Annotated in this window: 17 protein-coding genes; 6 read left to right on the top strand and 11 right to left on the bottom strand. The window is 35.3% G+C overall.

Annotation, left to right across the window (positions count from 1 at the left end; translation table 11 throughout):
* Positions 1-238 precede the first annotated feature (238 nt).
* The 4 genes from ACFIKD_RS06885 to ACFIKD_RS06870 all read right to left on the bottom strand — a co-directional run bounded on the left by ACFIKD_RS06885 (position 239) and on the right by ACFIKD_RS06870 (position 6,488).
* Positions 239-1,615: an amino acid permease gene (locus ACFIKD_RS06885; RefSeq protein ID WP_375647577.1), complete on the bottom strand. Its 1,377-nt coding sequence runs from the start codon at positions 1,613-1,615 to the stop codon at positions 239-241.
* A gap of 931 nt (positions 1,616-2,546) precedes the next feature.
* Positions 2,547-2,909 (bottom strand): hypothetical protein, encoded by a 363-nt coding sequence (locus ACFIKD_RS06880; RefSeq protein WP_375647576.1) that lies wholly within the window; start codon positions 2,907-2,909, stop codon positions 2,547-2,549.
* 317 nt (positions 2,910-3,226) lie between these two features.
* The gene (gene hutH, locus ACFIKD_RS06875; protein ID WP_375647574.1) at positions 3,227-4,765 is read right to left on the bottom strand and encodes a histidine ammonia-lyase; all 1,539 of its coding nucleotides are present in this window, start codon (positions 4,763-4,765) and stop codon (positions 3,227-3,229) included.
* 910 nt (positions 4,766-5,675) lie between these two features.
* The gene (locus ACFIKD_RS06870; RefSeq protein WP_375635862.1) at positions 5,676-6,488 is read right to left on the bottom strand and encodes a class I SAM-dependent methyltransferase; all 813 of its coding nucleotides are present in this window, start codon (positions 6,486-6,488) and stop codon (positions 5,676-5,678) included.
* A 385-nt stretch (positions 6,489-6,873) separates the two neighbouring features.
* Between ACFIKD_RS06870 and ACFIKD_RS06865 the strand changes: the two genes are divergently transcribed.
* The 4 genes from ACFIKD_RS06865 (at position 6,874) to parE (ending at position 11,359) form a co-directional block, all read left to right on the top strand.
* Positions 6,874-7,500 carry a LemA family protein gene (locus tag ACFIKD_RS06865; protein WP_015856539.1) on the top strand — a complete coding sequence of 209 codons (627 nt, stop codon included), beginning with the start codon at positions 6,874-6,876 and terminating at the stop codon, positions 7,498-7,500.
* The gene (locus tag ACFIKD_RS06860; RefSeq protein ID WP_375647573.1) at positions 7,500-8,351 is read left to right on the top strand and encodes a TPM domain-containing protein; all 852 of its coding nucleotides are present in this window, start codon (positions 7,500-7,502) and stop codon (positions 8,349-8,351) included. Before ACFIKD_RS06865 ends, ACFIKD_RS06860 begins: the two co-directional genes overlap by 1 nt.
* A 122-nt stretch (positions 8,352-8,473) precedes the next feature.
* On the top strand, positions 8,474-9,211 hold the full coding sequence (lipB, locus tag ACFIKD_RS06855) for a lipoyl(octanoyl) transferase LipB (protein WP_375647571.1): 738 nt from the start codon (positions 8,474-8,476) through the stop codon (positions 9,209-9,211).
* An 81-nt stretch (positions 9,212-9,292) separates the two neighbouring features.
* The gene (gene parE, locus ACFIKD_RS06850; RefSeq protein ID WP_015856542.1) at positions 9,293-11,359 is read left to right on the top strand and encodes a DNA topoisomerase IV subunit B; all 2,067 of its coding nucleotides are present in this window, start codon (positions 9,293-9,295) and stop codon (positions 11,357-11,359) included.
* Between the two features lie 17 nt (positions 11,360-11,376).
* Here parE and recJ read toward each other — a convergent pair whose 3' ends face one another.
* Complete coding sequence (gene recJ / locus ACFIKD_RS06845) at positions 11,377-13,161, bottom strand: single-stranded-DNA-specific exonuclease RecJ (RefSeq protein WP_375629549.1); 1,785 nt, start codon at positions 13,159-13,161, stop codon at positions 11,377-11,379.
* A gap of 296 nt (positions 13,162-13,457) precedes the next feature.
* Here recJ and rplM point away from each other — a divergent pair, with 296 nt between their 5' ends.
* Positions 13,458-13,922, top strand: coding sequence for a 50S ribosomal protein L13 (rplM, locus tag ACFIKD_RS06840; RefSeq protein WP_375635857.1), 465 nt, complete (start codon positions 13,458-13,460; stop codon positions 13,920-13,922).
* A 2-nt stretch (positions 13,923-13,924) separates the two neighbouring features.
* Positions 13,925-14,410 carry a 30S ribosomal protein S9 gene (gene rpsI / locus ACFIKD_RS06835; protein ID WP_015856545.1) on the top strand — a complete coding sequence of 162 codons (486 nt, stop codon included), beginning with the start codon at positions 13,925-13,927 and terminating at the stop codon, positions 14,408-14,410.
* 303 nt (positions 14,411-14,713) lie between these two features.
* Here rpsI and ACFIKD_RS06830 read toward each other — a convergent pair whose 3' ends face one another.
* The 6 genes from ACFIKD_RS06830 to ACFIKD_RS06805 form a co-directional block, all read right to left on the bottom strand.
* Positions 14,714-15,079, bottom strand: a complete 366-nt coding sequence (locus tag ACFIKD_RS06830; protein WP_015856546.1) for a response regulator — start codon at positions 15,077-15,079, stop codon at positions 14,714-14,716.
* Positions 15,080-15,511: 432 nt separating this feature from the next.
* Positions 15,512-15,871 carry a hypothetical protein gene (locus ACFIKD_RS06825; RefSeq protein WP_375635927.1) on the bottom strand — a complete coding sequence of 120 codons (360 nt, stop codon included), beginning with the start codon at positions 15,869-15,871 and terminating at the stop codon, positions 15,512-15,514.
* A 733-nt stretch (positions 15,872-16,604) separates the two neighbouring features.
* Positions 16,605-17,393 (bottom strand): ABC-2 family transporter protein, encoded by a 789-nt coding sequence (locus ACFIKD_RS06820; protein ID WP_375635856.1) that lies wholly within the window; start codon positions 17,391-17,393, stop codon positions 16,605-16,607.
* Positions 17,377-18,201 carry an ABC-2 family transporter protein gene (locus ACFIKD_RS06815; protein WP_375635855.1) on the bottom strand — a complete coding sequence of 275 codons (825 nt, stop codon included), beginning with the start codon at positions 18,199-18,201 and terminating at the stop codon, positions 17,377-17,379. Before ACFIKD_RS06815 ends, ACFIKD_RS06820 begins: the two co-directional genes overlap by 17 nt.
* On the bottom strand, positions 18,176-19,024 hold the full coding sequence (locus ACFIKD_RS06810; protein ID WP_375635854.1) for an ATP-binding cassette domain-containing protein: 849 nt from the start codon (positions 19,022-19,024) through the stop codon (positions 18,176-18,178). The genes ACFIKD_RS06815 and ACFIKD_RS06810 overlap by 26 nt, the downstream gene beginning before the upstream one ends.
* Positions 18,987-19,196 carry an ATP-binding cassette domain-containing protein gene (locus tag ACFIKD_RS06805; RefSeq protein WP_375635853.1) on the bottom strand — a complete coding sequence of 70 codons (210 nt, stop codon included), beginning with the start codon at positions 19,194-19,196 and terminating at the stop codon, positions 18,987-18,989. The genes ACFIKD_RS06810 and ACFIKD_RS06805 overlap by 38 nt, the downstream gene beginning before the upstream one ends.
* Positions 19,197-20,157: the final 961 nt, after the last annotated feature.

Raw genomic sequence — 20,157 nt, 5'->3', positions numbered from 1 at the left:
TAGGCATTTTAACATGAAAGACTTATATTGATTGCAGAGCTCACCATCAAAAAACGCCTAATATTTATATGATTTGGTCATTACCATAAGCAATGGCTCACAAAAACTCCCAAAGTAAAATAATAACGAGCAGATTTTCTTCAATCTAGATTATACTAATCTTTAGAGAATAACAATCAAACAACTCTTCTCCTGATAACATCAGCTATTTGTTTTGAGTTTAATCTCTATTCACATTTTATTGCAGTTTCTTTTGCTTAAAATTATAAAGTTTAAGTGCATAAAAACAAATAACAAGCCAAGCAATCCAACTAAAACCTATAATTAAAACTGGTCGTGTCTCATCAAAATACCATAAGAGAATAAAAATAAAAACCATAAATAAAATAGAAAAAATCGATCCTATTGGCCAAAATGGAATTGGAAAATTTAAACCATTCTGTGCTTCTTTAGGCATCTTAATTCGCATAAAAATTTGTGAAAGTAGAATCATCATCCACACAAAAACTGTCGCGAATGTTGCCATTGCAGCAATAAGAAAAAAAAGCTTTTCATGGTAAAAATAATTAAGGACAGCACCAAGAAGAAAAATACCGAAGATCATCAAAATAACAAAAATTGGTATACCATTTTTTGATAAATATTGAAACTTCTTTAAAGCATAACCTTCCTGCGATAAACCATGTATCATGCGACAAGCACCATACATTCCACTATTCATTGCAGAAATAGCCGCTGTAACAACAACAATATTTAAGATATTTGCCGCATATGAAATCCCAAGATTTTCAAAAATGGATACAAAAGGGCTGTCCATAAGACCAATCTCATTCCAAGGATAAAGTGACATTAAAATAGCTAACGTCATGATATAAAAAAGCAAAATACGAACTGGAGTAGAATTAATTGCCTTTGAAATTGTTTGATGAGGGTTTTGAACTTCCATGACTGCCATCCCAATGATTTCTATACCACCAAAAGCAAAGACAACAACACTAAAGCAAGCTAAAAAACCAAACCAACCATTAGGAAAAATACCACCATTCTTCCATAAATTATGAACAGTAACAGTAGAAGAAACTGCACTTTCACCCCAACCACAAAAAATAATTACTATTCCTAAAATAATCATTGCAATGATAGCAATAACTTTAATAGAAGACAGCCAAAACTCTAGTTCACCATATACTTCTACGGCAGCTAAATTAATACCCGTGATAATTAACGTAATACTAAATGCCCATACCCAAGGAGCAACATCAGGATACCAAAAACCCATATAAGTCGCAAAAGCTGTAATATCAGCCAAACCAACAAGAATCATTTCAAATACATATGTCCATCCCGTTAAAAAACCTGCTAATGGCGATATGTAATTTGCTGCATAACGTGCAAAAGAACCAGGCAATGGATTATGAATAATCATCTCTCCTAAAGCCCGCATAACCATAAAAATAGCTAAACCAGCAATACAATAGGCAATCAAAACACTTGGACCCGCAAGCTTAATTGCCTGTGCAGACCCATAAAAAAGACCTGTTCCAATAGCAGAGCCAAGAGCTAAAAAAATAACTTGGCGCTTACTCATACCTCGTTTCAGTTCATTTCGTGCCATTACTTTCCTTCTTTATTGAAATGTTGACGAAAATCCACACCACAATAACAGCTTTATGATAAATAAAGCCTCATGTTTCTCTTTCGAAGATATACTTTAAAAGCATTAAACAATAGCCTTCCAGGTGCTCTATCCTAGGCAATGAAAAATACTTTTATTGCGAATGATTCAGCTTTTTATAGCCTAAGTTTTGTATCATTTTATTGAAATTACGTGATAATAAAATTTTTTATAATTGTCATTTAACTCATTTTTATATTTTCTATTTTTCTGCAGAAAATGTGGGATTGAATGCAAGATAATGTAAACATTTTTATTCATAAGGATAATTTATTGTTTTATATATTGAATTGGCTCCTCAATATCATAAGATTTTCTCTTTTCCAAACCTGTTCATATTAAAGCAATCAAAACTTTTCGTTTACACATTCTAAGCGAGATTGACGTGTGAATAAAAAACACATAAAGAAAGAAATAAAAATGCCTTTTAATAAACTGTCTCAAGTACAAAAAGCTGTCGCAACTCGGAAAATAGATTATCTGATAGTATCAACTCGTATCTTCGTAACATAAAAAATAATGATGCACTATTAATCTTATACTTTTCACGAGAGTTTTTAGATTATACCAGTCACGGATGCAACCCTGACATGTAAGCTTAAGTATTGAGGAAATATTTTCTTAAAACAAACCCGTGCACGCAAAAAACAACACTGTTTTACATGAGAGGCATAAGCTTCCATTCATCATATGTGTTTTTCAAGGCTATAAATAAAAACCTTAAATTGATATCATCATATTCAAGAGAAACATGCGTTAAACTTTCTATTAATACCGTATAAACCTTCTATACTTTTTAGTTTGTCACATCATCATAAATTGCATTCAACACCACGTGCACTCATCTTTAAAACCAATTGATATAGCTTAATCAATGATAAAGTGAATCTCGCCATTCCTCAAAGGCGTGAGAAATTTTAGCCCCAGCCCATCTTTTAAAAACTCCAGCCGCTTTAAATACAAGCTTTCCAAGCAAAAGAGCAACTGCGGCAAATATCATCTTTTCAACCTTTGGTCCAACAAGAGAGCGACTATTATTTCCACTTCTTTGATCTGAAACATTCATGATAGCTCCTCTTGTTACCTGAACAAAAATATCTTTCTCCTGTGCCCATATAGCAATAAAACCACCCTGTTGAGATCTTCCTCTCCAAAAATTCGCGTGAGCCTCCACAATTTGCGAAAAACAAACAATGATTGCCATTAAAATACATAATAGACGATTTTTAGACATTTATTTTCCCTTTCTCGTGATTTAAAAGTACAAAAATTACAAACTATCTTTTAAAAAGAGAAATACTCAATAGAAATATTAATTTTAGTGAGTAATAATAAATATAATACACTCATTCATAAACTTATCTAAACTAGTTTATATCAAAAGATAAGCGCATTAAAGAGATAATTGTGAATAAACACAATACATAACAGCCAATAAATGGAAAAATATTTATTAATTATTATAAAGATATATTCATCATCTCTCCAATTTTTGTATAAAGAAATCTCATAATTAGGTCTCTCCTTCTCTTTTGAACTCAAAAATAAATATTATTTGGGTTCTAGTGAAGGAAAAATTGTTTCTGGTAAAATAGATAATAAGTGCCCTTCACGCACAAGTATATGTGCTTGATGAAGATCTGGAGCCAGATAGCGATCTTCCTTAAGAGAAGCAACATTTCTGCGTAAACATTCCATAACAGATTGCAAAAAAGCACTTGTTTTTAAAGGTGCACGATATTCAATTCCCTGTGCTGCAACAAGCGTTTCAATGCCAATAAGTGTAAAAAGATTTTCGCTCATTACCAATAACCGACGAGCTCCATGGCAAGCCATTGAAACATGATCTTCTTGATTAGCTGAAGTTGGTGTTGAATCAACGGAAGCAGGATGGGCCATTTGCTTATTTTCAGACATTAAAGCTGCTGCTGTTACTTCAGCAATCATAAAACCTGAATTAAGACCTGCATTATACGCTAAAAAAGCTGGAAGTCCATAAGAAACTGCTGGATCAACCATCAAAGCAATACGCCGTTGAGAAATAGATCCTATTTCACATAAAGCAAGAGCAATCTGATCAGCAGCAAACGCTACAGGCTCAGCATGAAAATTCCCACCTGATACAACTTCACCATTCCTTAAAATCAATGGATTATCTGTAACAGCATTTGCTTCAATAATCAGTGTTTTTGCTGCTGCTAGCAAAATATCAAAACATGCCCCCATGACCTGTGGCTGGCAACGTATACAATAAGGATCTTGTACACGCTCATCACCACGTAAATGTGCTGCACGAATTTCTGAATCCTCTACAAGCTTTTCTAATGTTTTCGATACAGCAATCTGCCCATGATGTCCTCGTAAAATATGGATATCAGGATGAAATGGCGCCGTTGATCCCATAATGGCATCTGTCGTCAAAGCTCCTGCCAGCAATCCACCACACAATGCCCGATAAGCTCGAAAAAGACCGGCAAGTGCAAGAGCTGTTGATGTTTGCGTCCCATTAATAAGAGCTAGACCTTCTTTTGCCTCTAAAATAATAGGGGACAATCCCGCTTTCTCTAATGCAACCGCTCCACTCATACGAATATTTTGAAAAAATGCTTCTCCTTCTCCCATCATAACAGCCGCCATGTGAGCAAGTGGAGCTAGATCACCTGAAGCACCAACAGACCCTTTTTCAGGAATGACAGGAATGACGCCCTTTGCAAGCATATTTTCCAGCAAATTTACCAATTCTAGACGAACTCCTGAAGCCCCTCTTCCTAAAGAGATAAGCTTTAAGCTCATTATCAAACGCACAATATTTTCAGCTAAAGGCTCTCCTACCCCACAACAATGGGACAAAATAAGATTTCTCTGTAAAACAGCGACATCGTCCGCATCAATTTTAATAGAAGCCAACTTCCCAAAACCAGTATTAATACCGTACACAGGCTCACTTCCAGCAGCAATTTCAGCAATGCGCTGAGCCCCTTTCTCGATAGCTAAATGCGTGTCATTATGAAGTTTACTCACTTCACCATTAAAATAAATAGCTTCAAGTTCACTAAGCGTCACCTCGCTCGGTTTTAGTATAATAGTCATAATTTACTTTCTTTTTTAATCAAAGTATAATGTTTAGCATTATTGATCCTCCTATAAAACAAAAAAACTATAACGACTCTTTAAAACAAGAATGCTTTCTTAAAGGCATTCCTTACAATGGAGCCATTATCCAAAAGTAGAATAGTTGACGATAAATGAAAATGAAATATTGACAAGCACAACCAAGGTCATGGATTTCAAAAATAGATAACGCATTAATTTATAATCATAATCTAGCATTATTCATATTGAATGAGAAAGCCGAACATCTTAAGATTCTCCCATTCTAAATCCGTGTACGTTGAATCAGTCAAAACCATTCGCTTGCACGTCATAAGCGAGATTGGCGTATGGATAAGACTGTACAAAAAAGAACTAAAAACTCCTCTTATGAACCGTCTCAAAGGCTGTCGCAACATTGGGAGATGATAAAGTGTGTGATGGTGCAGGCTTATTCTTGTGTATGAAGCGTAAAGGGAGGACTCAATGAATTTATCATATGGATATATCATTAAGCTATTCCTACTAAACTTATAAAAATCTTAGATAGATAGCTGCCACAATCTATCATGATTGCAAAAATTAAACTCTATAGAAAATTAAAAAACTTATTTACACATCACAACATAGAAGAAATTAAGCTTATTTACCACTTCTTTGCCACTTCTAAAATTGTATTTAAAGCGCCATATTGAAACCTGAAAAGCACATCTTCAATAAAACCACACAAGGCTCGAGCTAACCCGTTATTTAAAATAAAAATAAGATGTAAGATGTAATAAGATGTCAATTTGAATGCTGAAGAAGAAAAAACTCTCCCTCCTCAAAATCTGCCTTAATAATGCGTTAATCTCCTGAATACCGCCTACTCTGATGTGCTAAAAGAGCAAAAGTAATCATCGATATCGGATTATCCTGCATACATATAGAGCTCACTTCGATACAAAAGCTCCAAATTACCTTGCACTTCATATTTCTTTATCAATGCAACCAATTGCCGCAAATATTCTTCCCCATAGCAAGCAATAGCGCGTTGCGCTTGCGTTGAAGAGCGGCTCATTCCAATAAAAGCTTCAGATGGGATCATCATCATCCAATTGTGCGTATGGAAAAAAATCTTTTCTGGATCTACCCCAAAGCCATCACTCATTTCCTGTAAAAAATCAAAATTACGATAATACCGAGAATAGTTCGGACTCATTTTCTCTAACAATGTCTCATAAGCCTCTAGAAATTCACTATGCTTGAAATCACGATTATTTTGAATAACAGCCATGACACCATTGACTCGAAGTTGATCTGAAACAGAACAAAGCAACTTAGGACGATCCGTCCACTGAAACGCTTGCGCTGCAATGACAAAATCGACCTCACCAATTTGAGGCAATAGGTCTTCGGCACGGCCCTGATACCACTGCACCGTAGGAAATTTTCTTCGCCCCTTCTTAATCATATCTGCCGATACATCGATAGCATGATATTGGTGCTCATTTCCTAAAAATTTAACAATTCCCTCTAATGCGATACCTGTCCCAGCCCCCACATCCACAATGGACAAATGCTTTTTGTTCTTAAAAGGATGGAGCATGGTTTTAAATAAAGTGAGAGGATAGCGAGGACGATAACGATCATAATCATTAGCCAATCCATCAAACTTTTCACTTTGCCGTTGAACACTTTCTATCACAGGATTTTCCCCTCTTTCACAATTACTACCATACATAATTAAAAACCCTTTTTTATCCGATGTATTAAGCATAACTTCTAAAGGAGGGAAAATAAGAACTGCCCTACCTTCTATCTTTCCATAAGATTGATGCTTAAATTTTTCCCTTTTTCAATTGTTATCTGCACGTTGTGAAACACAAAAAATACTACAAAAATATATAATTTTCTGTAATAATAATTGATATGAATATCATTGATCTTTTATAAGATGATCTCTATATTACCATTATTATTTTAATATCAACAAATCACTTAAGCGTGCCTAAAATGCATAGAGATGTCGGTTTATTGATAAATATACCTGTTTATAAAATTTAAAATACTTTCCACCAAAAAGATAAACCCTATATATTACATAAAATATCTGTGGAGGCATCTTTATGTTAAACGTACAAACTTCTTCAATGTTTAAAATATTAAAACAATTTTCAATCGTGATTTTTTTGGCATGGTTAGTCCCATTTTTAAGTGGGTGCGGATTTAATACGATACCAACAAATGAAGAAAAAGCACACGCAGCATGGAGTGAAGTGCTCAATCAATATCAACGTCGTACAGATCTCATCCCCAATCTTGTAGAAACAGTTAAAGCTTACGCAGCTCATGAACAAAGCGTTTTCACAAATGTAATTGAAGCACGTGCAAAAGCAACGCAAGTCAACATTAATGCAGATATGTTGAATAATCCAGAAGTTATGCAGCAATATCTCAAAAATCAAGCAAATTTATCAAGTGCACTTTCGCGGCTTATGGCTGTTGTCGAAAACTATCCGGATCTTAAAGCAAACCAGAACTTTCTTGCTCTTCAATCACAATTAGAAGGAACAGAAAACCGAATTTCCGTTGCACGCCGCGATTATATTGAAACAGTACGTGCCTACAATACTGCACTCAAAACAATGCCGACGATGATTTGGGCAAAGCTATGGTTTCGTGATGCTAAACCTATGCCTACTTTTACCATCGATACTGATAGCCAACAAACACCAAAGGTTAATTTTAATTAATGAAAATATTTCAACACTCTATACAACGTCGTACTTTTCTACGTTTATGGGTTCCTTTGAGTATTCTATATTTGATCATTGCATTGGGGAATGTCACTTACGCACACACTAAGTTTCCTCCCTTAACCGGCCATATCAACGATATGGCTCATTTACTTGATCATGCAACACAAAGAAATTTAACGGAAAAGCTAGCTACACTCGAAGAGAAAACAGGAGATCAAATCGTTCTTGTGACGCTCCCTACTCTTTCGGGCAATGATATAGAAACATACAGCAATTCTCTTTTTCGTACATGGAGATTAGGTCAAAAACAAATCAATAACGGCATATTAATCGTCATTGCACCAAATGAACGCAAAGCACGTATTGAGGTAGGCTACGGTCTGGAAGGAGAACTAACAGATGCCATTTCCTCTGTCATTATTAATAACTTCATGATTCCTAATTTTCGTGAAGGAAATTATCAAAAAGGAATTGTCGAATCCGTTCACGCAATTATCAAAGTGATCACACAAAGTGATGCTGATTTTTCTTTTCGAATCAATCAAAAAGCTAAAGCTATTGAAGAACAACGCAAACAAGCTGAAAAAGAAGAAATGATTATAAATACAATCACGTTTCTCATTCTCTTTATAGTCGTTGGTTTGCCCATTCTTGCTATGATTTTTGGTAAAAAAATAGGTCCACGAAAGTATCTTTGGCTGGGTATTGTCTTCACACCTTGTTTTTTAAACTTAAATGCGAGCGGTAGAGGTTCTGGTAGAATCTTTGGCGGACCTTCAGGGGGAGGAGGATTCAGAGGTGGTGGTGGATCATCAGGTGGTGGCGGTGCAACAGGAAGATGGTAAAACGAGCATAATGATTTTTTTAATAAAATTCATTGCACTTCTTATAAACTATCTCTTAATCCTGTTCTTTTTTTATTTTTCTGATTACAATACAAACTCAAACATCAAGATAAATATTACCAATGACATTTGAATTAAAACATACGGATCGTAATCACTTATCACATCATTTTAATGCAATTCTAGGAAATCCACCCGTTGAATGGAAGATAAGTAATCATCTAGTTGAGTATCCTGAAGCTCTGCGTTATATGCAAGAACGTGTAGAAAAAATTCTTGCAAAAACCGCGCATGAACAAGTTTGGCTTCTTGAACACCCTTCCCTTTATACAGCAGGGACGAGTGCAAATAAAAAAGATCTTTTGGCGCCTAATTTATTCCCTGTTTATGAAGCAGGACGTGGAGGTGAATTTACATATCACGGTCCAGGACAGCGTATTGCTTATATCATGCTTGATCTTAAACGCCGAAAACAAGACATTCGTGCTTTCATTAGTGCATTAGAAGAATGGATCATACAGATGCTTGCAAACTTTAATATTAAAGGCGAACGCAGAGAAGATCGCGTTGGTGTCTGGGTTAAACAGTCTAATTGCCCATCAAAACAAAATGATCTTTCTTCCGAAGATAAAATTGCAGCTATTGGCATTCGAGTGCGCAAATGGATAAGTTTTCATGGAGTTTCTATCAATGTTAATCCTAATTTAGCCCATTATTCAGGAATTGTTCCTTGTGGAATTAAAAACCACGGTGTAACAAGCTTTCTGGATCTAGGTTACCCTGTAACAATGCATGATATTGATATTGCTCTCAAACACGCCTTTGAACAAATTTTTGGTCCAACAATTGATGTTTCCTAAGTGCATTGATTTTTAAATAAAAAACAGGCATAAAATTACTTTAATAAATATTTTATTTTATGAGGTAGATAGTTAAACGCTATGAGCGATAACAAAAAGGATCTTTTTAGTGTTTTAAATAAAGCCCAATCTCGGGTAAATACAAAAGAAAACACTCTGCAGTCTCCAATGAAATCAAAAGCGATGATTTCAAAAAAAAGTGCAAAAGATACGCAAGAAGATGACTATAATGCCCTCTCTATTCGAGTGCTTGAGGGTTTAGAGCCCGTACGTTTACGCCCTGGAATGTATATTGGTGGAACAGACAGTAAAGCGCTTCATCATTTATTTGCCGAAATTATTGATAACGCGATGGATGAAGCTGTTGCGGGTTATGCAGATTTTATTGAGGTCTCATTAGATAGGAATGGTTATATAACCGTTACAGATAATGGACGTGGTATTCCTGTCGAAAATCATCCTCAAATGCCTGAGAAATCTACTCTTGAAGTTATTATGACACAACTCCACTCAGGGGGAAAATTTGATGGAAAGGCTTATCAAACTGCGGGTGGGCTTCATGGAGTAGGAATTTCTGTTGTCAATGCTCTTTCTGATGATATGGAAGTTGAAGTTGCACGAGAACGAAAACTTTACCGCCAACGTTTCTCACGCGGTATTCCTCAATCTGGATTGGAAGATCTAGGAGATGTTTATAATCGTCGTGGTACGCGCGTTCGTTTTCATCCTGATCGTGAAATTTTTGGTGAAAAAGCAGCTTTTGAGCCAGAAAAAATCTATAAGATGGCATGCTCCAAAGCTTATCTTTTTGGTGGCGTAAAAATTCGCTGGACTTGTGATCCCGTCATACTTGAAGGCGCAAAAAATATTCCTGAAAAAGCTGTTTTTCATTTCCCCAATGGGCTTAAAGACTATTTACTCTCGTCACTAAAAGATGAATATCGAGTAACATCAGAAATTTTTTCTGGCAAAACACAACAAAATAATGGCCATGGCTCCGTTGAATGGGCTATTGCTTGGCATGGTGGTGATTCTTGTGTGCAATCTTACTGCAATACGATTCCTACAGGAGAAGGCGGAACACACGAAATAGGATTACGTCAAGCTCTTTTGCGTGGATTGAAATCCTACGCTGAGTTAATAGGAAACAAGCGCGCAACAATTATTACGTCTGACGATATTATGATTTCAACAGCCGCAATACTTTCAGTCTTTATCAGTAACCCTGAATTTGTTGGACAAACAAAAGATCGATTAGCAACCATTGAAGCACAGCGTATCGTTGAGAATGCAATCCGCGATCCTTTTGATCATTGGTTAGCAAATTCCCCGCAAGAAGCAACAAAACTTCTCGATTGGGTTATTGAACGTGCTGAAGAACGTGTTAAACGACGCCAAGATAGAGAAATAAGTCGAAAAACTGCTGTCCGTAAATTACGTCTGCCCGGTAAACTTGCAGATTGTAGCCAGAACCATGCTGTGGGTGCTGAACTATTCATTGTTGAAGGGGATTCTGCAGGAGGATCTGCTAAACAAGCAAGAAATAGAGCAAACCAAGCAATTTTACCTCTTCGTGGTAAAATCTTAAATGTCGCCAGTGCTGCACATGAAAAAATGAACTCAAGCCAAACAATTAGCGATCTTATCCTTGCTCTTGGATGTGGAACACGCTCCAAGTATCGTGAAAAAGATCTCAGATATGAACGTATTATCATCATGACAGATGCTGATGTTGATGGTGCTCATATTGCGTCACTGCTCATTACCTTCTTCTTTCAAGAAATGCCTGACCTTATTCATCAGGGACATTTATATCTCGCCGTCCCTCCCCTTTATAGAATATCGCAAGGAGGAAAAGTTGCTTATGCTCGTGACGACATTCACAAGGATGAATTACTCAAAACTGAATTTACTGGAAAAGCTAAAGTCGAAATCGGGCGTTTTAAAGGGCTGGGTGAAATGCGCGCGGAACAACTTAAAGAAACGACTATGCATCCTCAAAAACGTACATTGCTTCGTGTTTCTATTGATGCCGTGGAAATGCAAGAAACGAAAAAGACTGTAGAAAGTCTCATGGGAACAAAACCAGAAGCACGATTTCGTTTCATACAAGAAAATTCTACTTTTGCTTCTAATCTAGACATCTAATGTAAAAAATATCCCTTTCAAACCACTGCGGCTGCGTCAATCACACGCAGTTGCGGATTGGTCGTTCCATTCCAATAATTCAAACTAAGATGACCAGCTAAATGAATCATCTCACCAATATTTTCAAAAAGAAAATCACCAAGCGATGTCCCTACAGCACGAAAAGCTATTCCTTGCAGTTTTTTTCCTTCAACATTAGATACAATGAGGCGAAGATGTCCTTTACCAACTTCAGATAGATTCACCAATCGATGAGAGGGAAGAACAAAAACAGGTGTTGCATTCCCTGTCCCAAATGGCCCTGCTTTTTCAAGCAACTCAAACAGCGCTTCATTAACACCAGAAGCAGAAAGAGAACCATCTATACTAAGAGACTTTTTAGCATGCAACTCAGAAACCCTTAAAGAAACTTTTTCTTCTAGCCATTTTCGAAAGATTTCAATTTTTGTCGATTGAATTGTAATTCCTGCTGCCATACTATGTCCCCCTCCTTTTTCTAATAAATTTAATGTAACAGCTTCACGAACGAGTGCTCCTAAATCTATACCATTAATTGAACGTCCCGACCCTACGCCATTTCCATCTTCTTTTAAAGCAATAGCAAAAACAGGACAAAAAAAACGCTCTTTGAGACGGGAAGCAAGAATACCAATAATTCCCGGATGCCATTCTTTATGAGAAATTACAAGTGACAAGGGTATTTCTTGATCTTGATAAAGAGAAGCAATGTAAGATTCCGCTTGTGCTAATTGAATGTTCTCCATTTCTTGGCGTTCTTGATTAAGCTGATCTAATTGTTCTGCTATTCTGTCCGCTTCATCTTTATTCTCACAGCTAAGCAAACGTGCTCCCAAAGCTTGATCACCAATGCGCCCTCCTGCATTAATTCTAGGACCTAACAAAAAACCTAAATGAAAACTATTAAGCGGCTCCCCTATTCGTGCAACCTTTGTTAAAGCTGTTATTCCTGGATTATGCATAGAACGAGCAACTTGAAGCCCTTTTATCACAAAAGCACGGTTAACCCCCTGTAATGGAACGACATCACATATGGTTGCCAATGCAACAAGATCAAGCATACTTAAAAGATCAGGCAGCTGCCCTTGGAATTGTTTTTTCCGCAGCAAATGATGAACCCAAGCTAACGTAACAAAAACAACGCCCGCTGCACATAAATGCCCCTGTTTAGAAAAATCATCAGGACGATTAGGATTGACAAGAGCAACGGCTTCTTGATGAATCTCTGACATTTGATGATGATCTAAAATTACAACATCAGCACCAGCAAGCCTCGCTGCTTTTACCGCATCTGGACTGTTTGCGCCACAATCAACAGTGATAATTAACCGAGCACCTTCTTGCACAAGCATCCTCATTGCTTGTTCATTCGGACCATAGCCTTCAACAATACGATCAGGAATATAAATTTTGACTTCAATACCAAAATAACGAAAAAAACGCGCTATGAGTGCTGAAGAACAAGCACCATCAACATCATAATCACCAAAAACAGCAACCTGTTCTTGATTGAGAAGAGCCTTAACAATACGCTCTGCAGCGCATTGCATATCCCTAAAACTTTCTGGATCAGGCATAAGCGTACGTAATGTTGGATTAATAAAAGCAACAGCCTCAGCTTCATCCACATCTCTTGCTGAAAGTACGCGAGCTAACTGATCTGGAAAACCAAATTTTTGAGAAATAGCGCGCGCATTATTTATCCCTTGAACATCAAGGGCATCTAACCAAGCTTGACCACAAGCAGAAGATTCAACATTGAGAAAATAACGAGACCACTGCATTATTGCTTATTTTATAATGAAGAAAGATAAAATACAATCATGCGGTAAAGATAAAATAGTCTTTTGCAACATTCATTTTAAGTTTAAATGGTACACAAACTTCTTTTAATGAGGTATTATAATACCATTCTCATAACATATTGTTTTATAAAGTTTTTATTTTCTCTTGACGTCAATCAAAAGACATTATATCAGAGCAAGGTGTATGCGTTAAATATTTCGCTATGGTAACAATTTTCAACGCAAAACAGTAAAAATTCCCTTATATTAAAAGGGTTCTAATAAAGGATACTTCTATGGCAACTTTTTCACAAAAGCCAACTGAAGTGGTGAAAAAATGGGTTATTATTGACGCAGAAAACCTTGTTTTAGGTCGTCTTGCCACATTTGTTGCTAACCGCTTACGTGGCAAACATAAAGCTACATTTACTCCACATGTTGATGATGGTGACAACGTTATTGTCATTAATGCAAATAAAATAGCTCTCACTGGCAAAAAATATACGGATAAAAAATATTATTGGCATACCGGCTATATTGGTGGAATCAAACAACGTACAGCACGTCAACTTCTTGAGGGGCGTTTTCCCGAACGCGTTATTGAAAAAGCGGTAGAGCGCATGATTCCTCGTGGTCCCCTTGGTCGCCGTCAATTGAAGAATCTACGTGTTTACGCTGGAAGCCAACATCCACATGAAGCACAACAGCCTGAATCTCTTGACGTTGGTGCTTTAAACCGCAAAAACAAAAGGATTGCTTGATTATGGCTGAAATTAATTCTCTTTCTGAGCTTAGCATAGTAACAAGTATTACAGAAACACATGAAAATGTTGTTCCTGTCCACGTGCAAAAGCTTGATTCACAAGGACGTGCTTATGCAACAGGAAAGCGTAAAGACGCTGTTGCACGCGTATGGATTAAACCAGGTTCTGGAAAAATCACGATCAACAATAAGGAATTTGACAAATATTTTGCTCGTCCTGTTCTTAGAATGATTCTTCGTCAACCAATTGTTGCAACAAACAGGGATACCCAGTTTGATATTATTGCAACCGTTGCAGGTGGTGGTCTTTCCGGACAAGCTGGTGCAGTGCGCCATGGCATTTCCAAAGCTTTAACCTATTACGAACCAGAACTTCGCTCAATCTTGAAAAAAGGTGGTTTTCTCACCCGTGATAGCCGTGTTGTTGAACGTAAAAAATACGGTAAAGCAAAAGCACGTCGTTCTTTCCAATTCTCAAAGCGTTAATTTCATTTTTTGTACAATGCATAAAGCCTCGGACAAAAACGGGGCTTTTTTAACTGCTAAAACAGATTTTTAGTAGAGAAAAATTTACACCGGTTAGAAGAAAACAAGAATGCAAAACAACCGATTCTCCTTAGACAAGAGCTAAAAAATAGATCAAAAAATTCAAAAGCTCAGTTTCAATTTTTAAAAACTTGTATTTTTTTAATAGACATATCCACGTGCTAGAATACAAAATATCTGTAATATAACTTTAGTTATCTCATAAGCTTTCCAATGTCTTTTTCTATCATTACTTAACAAGCTTCAATCCAAGAAATGCTTTACCATTGTGATAAAATGCGGAACAGAAATAGGTTTTGACATATATTCTTCACATCCACTTGCACGAATTCGTTCTTCATCCCCTTTCATAGCAAAGGCTGTTACAGCAACAACGGGAATCGATCTTAGTTCTTCATCTTCTTTTAATTGTTTAATAACATCTATTCCAGAGACCTCTGGCAACTGGATATCCACAAGGATAAGGGATGGCATTGATGAACGCGCCAAATCTAATGCCATAAGACCATTCCGCGTTTCAATGGTTTCATAGCCACTCGCTTCTACGAGATCACGGAATAGCTTCATATTAAGCTCATTATCTTCCACGATCATGACTTTTTTTGACATTAGTATAACTTCCACCCTTCTTAAACAAAATAGGAATGAATCTACATTCTCTTTGCTTAAGATAAAATGATAAAAAAAATTGTAAACCACAAATAGTTGTAAGATTGTATTACCGTATATTTTTTGAGTTAATATGCAAAGTTTATGGATATCTCAATTAATGCATTCGCGTTTTCATCATAAAAAAATATCAGCCACAAACTTAGCTCAAATGCGTATTTTAAAGAGGAAAAAATTTAAGTAGTCTTTAAAATAGCTGATTAGTTAAATTTAATGTGCCATATACTGCCATCCCCCAAACAATATCTTAAGGATAAACTTATCAATATCATTAAGAGTAAAATATAAATAAACCGTGATTAAATATCACGGTTTATTTATATAAAATATTCAACAACAGAATAATTCAAAGTTCATCAAGTAAAATATCTTTTAATTCAAAGCCCATGCACTATAAGCAAAAGCATCGAATGTTCTTCCACCTGTCGTTCTTCCGGGACTCGGTGGCTTTCTAGTAAAGAAATATACAAGATATGCGATTAAACCAAAAATCGCTGCCTCCATCCCCATTAAACCTGCGACTTTTTGGACATTTTTCTCAGCCCCTTGTCCTCCAAATTGGCTAATAATCATATCAACAGCTTTAATAACTCTATTTTCCTGTGTCATTACAGAAATGAAACCAGCATTTTGAAATCTACCATTTAAAGAATCGGCATTGGCTCCTAAAACCTGTGAAAAGAAAATAGCGACTGCAACCACACATACTATACAATGCTTAAATATTTTCATCATAACCACCTATTACAATGTTTAATAAAATAAATTTTCTTTACCACCCCCTCTAAATAGAAAACATTACATCATCTATCGATAACGTATATTTATCTTCTTATAATAAAAAATATAATACAAAACTTTAATTAATAATTTTATTTTAATTGCTATTTTTATATTATATTACATTTACAATATACCCGTTACATATTTATCTTAAGTTTGTCAATTATTTTATTTGTGTTTTTATATTATACAATTTAATGCTAAAATGTATTAAATTAGAATTATTTTATTGTTTTTATTATAATTTTAGTTTTATTATCATAAATATTATTATGGTATTACCGTACAAAAAATACCAACGTGTTGTTTTTTAGTTACACGTACTGTTTTTTATTTTTTATATAATATAGTAAGATAAATATTTTTAAAATTTACAGAAAACAAAAAAATACTTTATTGAAAGATTCTGATAAAATTATTTGCATTATTATAAATTAGGAAGAAATAGCTGTCCTAGTAAAAAAATTAGCGTAAACTCCAGCTTAGCTCTTTGATTGAAAAAGCTAAATCAGATACAATAAGAGATAACTTTTAGTGAACGCGCCAAATCTAATGCCATAAGGACATTACACATTTTGACGATTTCACAGCCTCTCGTTTCTACAAGAACGCGGAATAATTTTAATAAAGTTCTTTAATAAAGTTCATTGTCTTCCACGATTATAACTTTCTGACTTTTATATCATCCCCCTAATCCATTAAATTTACGAATTGTTTTTTTTAAACTTATGAAAGTCATAGCAATAAAAAGAAAAGTACTCAACAGAAGATATCCAATATTCCATTCGCCTTTACCAAATAACAGTGAAACGGGCAAAGAAGCAGAAAAAGCCATAGGAAGCATAAACAAAAACCATTTTACGATGCTTAAAGGATAAATGCCTATTGGTACAAATGACAGCTCGTAAATCATTTCATGAAAATATTCGACAGGCATCTTACGGCTAATAATAAATGTTATAAAATTAAACATCATGAAAAAACAAATATTGACGATAAAAACACAAAATATTGCAACAATAAAAGAGATCCATCTGAGCTTAAGATCGGATATATTCGGTAATGATACAAATAAATAGGCACTAACATAAAGAACAAAGAGCTTGATCAGATTAAGTGGTTTACACCAACCAAACAACATCAACAACCAGATTGAAACAGGCTTTATCAAGTATGGCTCAATTTTACCATCCGCTACTTTTTCAAAAAATGTTTCAATAGAATTAGTAAAAATATTCAAAAATATTCCAAGTAAAACAAAGACAACAAAGATAAAATGAATTTCATCTGTGCTATAGTTACCGATCTTTCCTGAAAAAGAAGATATTCTATCAATAAATATGAATTGAATAAAATAATAGCATAGAGAAAGAATAAACTCCCCAGCCAAATTCTTACCATAAACAATCTGTCGGCGGATATTCAGGCTGATAAAATGAAGGATTATTTTCATCTCAACCACCCGCTCCATTATATGCTTTCATTCCTTTATTCCAAGCAATATAAATTAAGAATAAAAGACACAAAATATAAGTAAAACTTCCGAAAATAAACTGCTGAAACAACGCTAAATTTTGCGTCGCGAAAAACTCGGCAGGAGCTGATATCATGAAACGATAAGGATTAAATTGCATAAGCGGAATAAGCCACACCGGCCAAAAAGATGGTGGTAAAAGAACACCCCCAAGAAGCGCTGAACTGAGAATACTGAAAGAGAGTAATATATTGTACTCAATCACCAAAAAGCTTAATAAGGCAATTCCAAAAGAGATTAAAAAACAAAGCAATTGTGATAGAATAACAATGAGAAAAAAGAATAGAAAAGCGATGACCAATCCCAGAATATTTTCATAGGATGAAACAAGCTTAACAACAAAAAGAGCCAATAACGGGATGCTATATAATACACTCTCCCCTAAAAAAGTAAAAAGCATTTGTGTCATATAACTGAAGGGCTTTGTAAGATATACTTCTAATTGACCTTCTTTAACATGATGAGAGAAAAACTTAATCACATTATAACCATTATTTAAGCGTCCTAGGACTAAAGCAAAAGCATAATAATACATCATATCATGAAAGCTAAAGCCATTTATGGTGTTGCCCATATCAGAGAAAAGTGCATTCCATAATAGAAGTTGAATAACAAATGGCGAAAGTGTCCCAATGATAATATCGGTAAAAAACATTACTCTATCACTTAGAACAGTGAGTAATCCATTCTTGGCAAAAAGAAACATACCAAAGCAGTGGTTAGATAAATTCTTTAAATTTAACACGGAGCATCTCTTCAAGCGAGGGAGTGGATACAGAGAACGTACAGTTCAGTTCGGTTGTAATTTCGCGTACAAAACGCGCAAAATCCTCACGGGGCAGCGAAACCTCCAGCGAGCATTCTTCAGCGTTAAAGTGCTTATCCTTTAAAGAAGTAGATGATTTCAACGCAATCTCATCAATTTTTTCTACAACAGTTGAAGATGTAGCTACGTGTTCACAAAAAAGCGTCATTCTCACCAAAGAAGGAATGACATTTTTAAGCGCTTGAAGATTGCCATGAAACTGTTTCTTTCCCTTATGCAAGAGAATAATATCATCAACGTATCCATCAATATCTCCCATATCATGACTCGTGATGATATACCCTGTGCCGCGCTCCCTTTTCAGTTTTTTAAGAAGCTCCCTGATTTCATGCTTAGATGTAATATCAAGACCAATACTTGGCTCATCGAGAAACAACAGTTTAGGTCTAAAGGAGAGATTAAATGCCAATTCACTTTTCACTCTCTCACCCAGACTAAGCATCCGCACTGGCTTATCCATAATATGCTCAAGACCCAGCAACTCTGTAATCTCTCTAAGATCACGGGTAAAAGAGGCGCGTTCAAGACCATATAATGGTCGAACCATATCCAGACTGTAGCGTAAGGGTAAATCCCACCACAAACAATTCTTGTGACCAAAGACCACACCCAAAGACTTGAACAGATCTTTTTTTGCTTTATAAGGATCAACACCAAGGACTTTAATACATCCCTCATCAGCATATTGTATACCAGAAAGTATTTTAATCCAGTGTCGATTTACCCGCTCCGTTAGGGCCAAGAATTGCTAATGATTGCCCTGAAAAGAGGGTAAAACTCATATCTTTTAACACATGATGATTTGTATAAACCGGCTTGAAGAGAGAAACCACCTTGTTTTTAAAACCAATTCCTCTGTCAATGTTGCGATATATTTTTGAGACGTTATTAACGTCAATCAATAATGATCCCATCAGTCACTCCTAATTTCAACTTATCCCCCCTTTTGAATGTTCCCATAATAAATATCTGTTTTTGTTCACTAGACAAAACAAAAGTGTTCAAGCCCTCCTTAGAGCAATAAAACGCACCTGACGTTTTATCTCCAATTTTTTGTCTAGATATTTTTTCAATATGATGAGTTCACTTCAATGAAGCATTAAGATACTAAAAACTTATTTCTTCTTTTATGAAAGATAATCTTTTGGATAAACTAAGTAAGTAGAAAAATGATTGCTCATTGAAAGGAGAACTTTGCTAATAAGCCTTCATTGTATAAGAAAAGATACAAAGCATAAATCTATACTATAAGCATATCAAACCACATTGATAACAAAACAAACTTCCTTGACCACAGGAATTCTTTGAGAAGATGCTTTTCCTAAGCATTACTATAAAATGCCTCAATTATCTCCCATAAAAAAATTAAAATTGCCCTCACTATTTTAGTAAATATCCTTCAGACTCTATCTAACCCATCTCCCTCAACAGACAAACCTCCCCAATATATGACCTCTATAGATAATTCAAAGGAGCAGCTTCATCAACTCAGATTATTAAACAATACATCGTATCCCAAAATAACAATACAATCAATATGGATAAAGAGCTGTAGAAAGAAAACTTACAATATTCGAAAATTTCATCACTCAAAAACACAATTTTCTTATAGCGATTTACTTATCAAAAACTTTCTCCAAATGATGCACTATTCATCTTATCAAATTTATAGACAAAATTTGTATCAATCAAAAAGAACAAATGAAGTTTCTTTACTCTGTTTCAGCATTGCAACACTACTTATTTGTCTAATAACTTACTGTATTTATACAGCTTTTTTACAGTGAGGGACGCGTAAATAAAAGTTAGGGAATAGGATTTTCTAACATTTCTCTATAAAGCACGCTTCGCACAATGTTTCTAATGTTTCTTTGA

The organism is Bartonella sp. CR84HXZ, from assembly GCF_042194535.1.
GTDB classification, from domain to species: domain Bacteria; phylum Pseudomonadota; class Alphaproteobacteria; order Rhizobiales; family Rhizobiaceae; genus Bartonella; species Bartonella grahamii.
The sequence above is the reverse complement of the archived record's forward strand: the minus strand, read 5'-3'. Positions and strand labels throughout refer to the sequence as shown.

Bases quoted from the DNA above. Each gene is read 5' to 3' on its own strand.
- ACFIKD_RS06885 (WP_375647577.1), bottom strand. From the start codon at position 1,615: ATGGCACGAAATGAACTGAAACGAGGTATGAGTAAGCGCCAAGTTATT.
- ACFIKD_RS06880 (WP_375647576.1), bottom strand. From the start codon at position 2,909: ATGTCTAAAAATCGTCTATTATGTATTTTAATGGCAATCATTGTTTGT.
- hutH (WP_375647574.1), bottom strand. From the start codon at position 4,765: ATGACTATTATACTAAAACCGAGCGAGGTGACGCTTAGTGAACTTGAA.
- ACFIKD_RS06870 (WP_375635862.1), bottom strand. From the start codon at position 6,488: ATGTATGGTAGTAATTGTGAAAGAGGGGAAAATCCTGTGATAGAAAGT.
- ACFIKD_RS06865 (WP_015856539.1), top strand. From the start codon at position 6,874: ATGTTAAACGTACAAACTTCTTCAATGTTTAAAATATTAAAACAATTT.
- ACFIKD_RS06860 (WP_375647573.1), top strand. From the start codon at position 7,500: ATGAAAATATTTCAACACTCTATACAACGTCGTACTTTTCTACGTTTA.
- lipB (WP_375647571.1), top strand. From the start codon at position 8,474: ATGACATTTGAATTAAAACATACGGATCGTAATCACTTATCACATCAT.
- parE (WP_015856542.1), top strand. From the start codon at position 9,293: ATGAGCGATAACAAAAAGGATCTTTTTAGTGTTTTAAATAAAGCCCAA.
- recJ (WP_375629549.1), bottom strand. From the start codon at position 13,161: ATGCAGTGGTCTCGTTATTTTCTCAATGTTGAATCTTCTGCTTGTGGT.
- rplM (WP_375635857.1), top strand. From the start codon at position 13,458: ATGGCAACTTTTTCACAAAAGCCAACTGAAGTGGTGAAAAAATGGGTT.
- rpsI (WP_015856545.1), top strand. From the start codon at position 13,925: ATGGCTGAAATTAATTCTCTTTCTGAGCTTAGCATAGTAACAAGTATT.
- ACFIKD_RS06830 (WP_015856546.1), bottom strand. From the start codon at position 15,079: ATGTCAAAAAAAGTCATGATCGTGGAAGATAATGAGCTTAATATGAAG.
- ACFIKD_RS06825 (WP_375635927.1), bottom strand. From the start codon at position 15,871: ATGAAAATATTTAAGCATTGTATAGTATGTGTGGTTGCAGTCGCTATT.
- ACFIKD_RS06820 (WP_375635856.1), bottom strand. From the start codon at position 17,393: ATGGAGCGGGTGGTTGAGATGAAAATAATCCTTCATTTTATCAGCCTG.
- ACFIKD_RS06805 (WP_375635853.1), bottom strand. From the start codon at position 19,196: ATGGGATCATTATTGATTGACGTTAATAACGTCTCAAAAATATATCGC.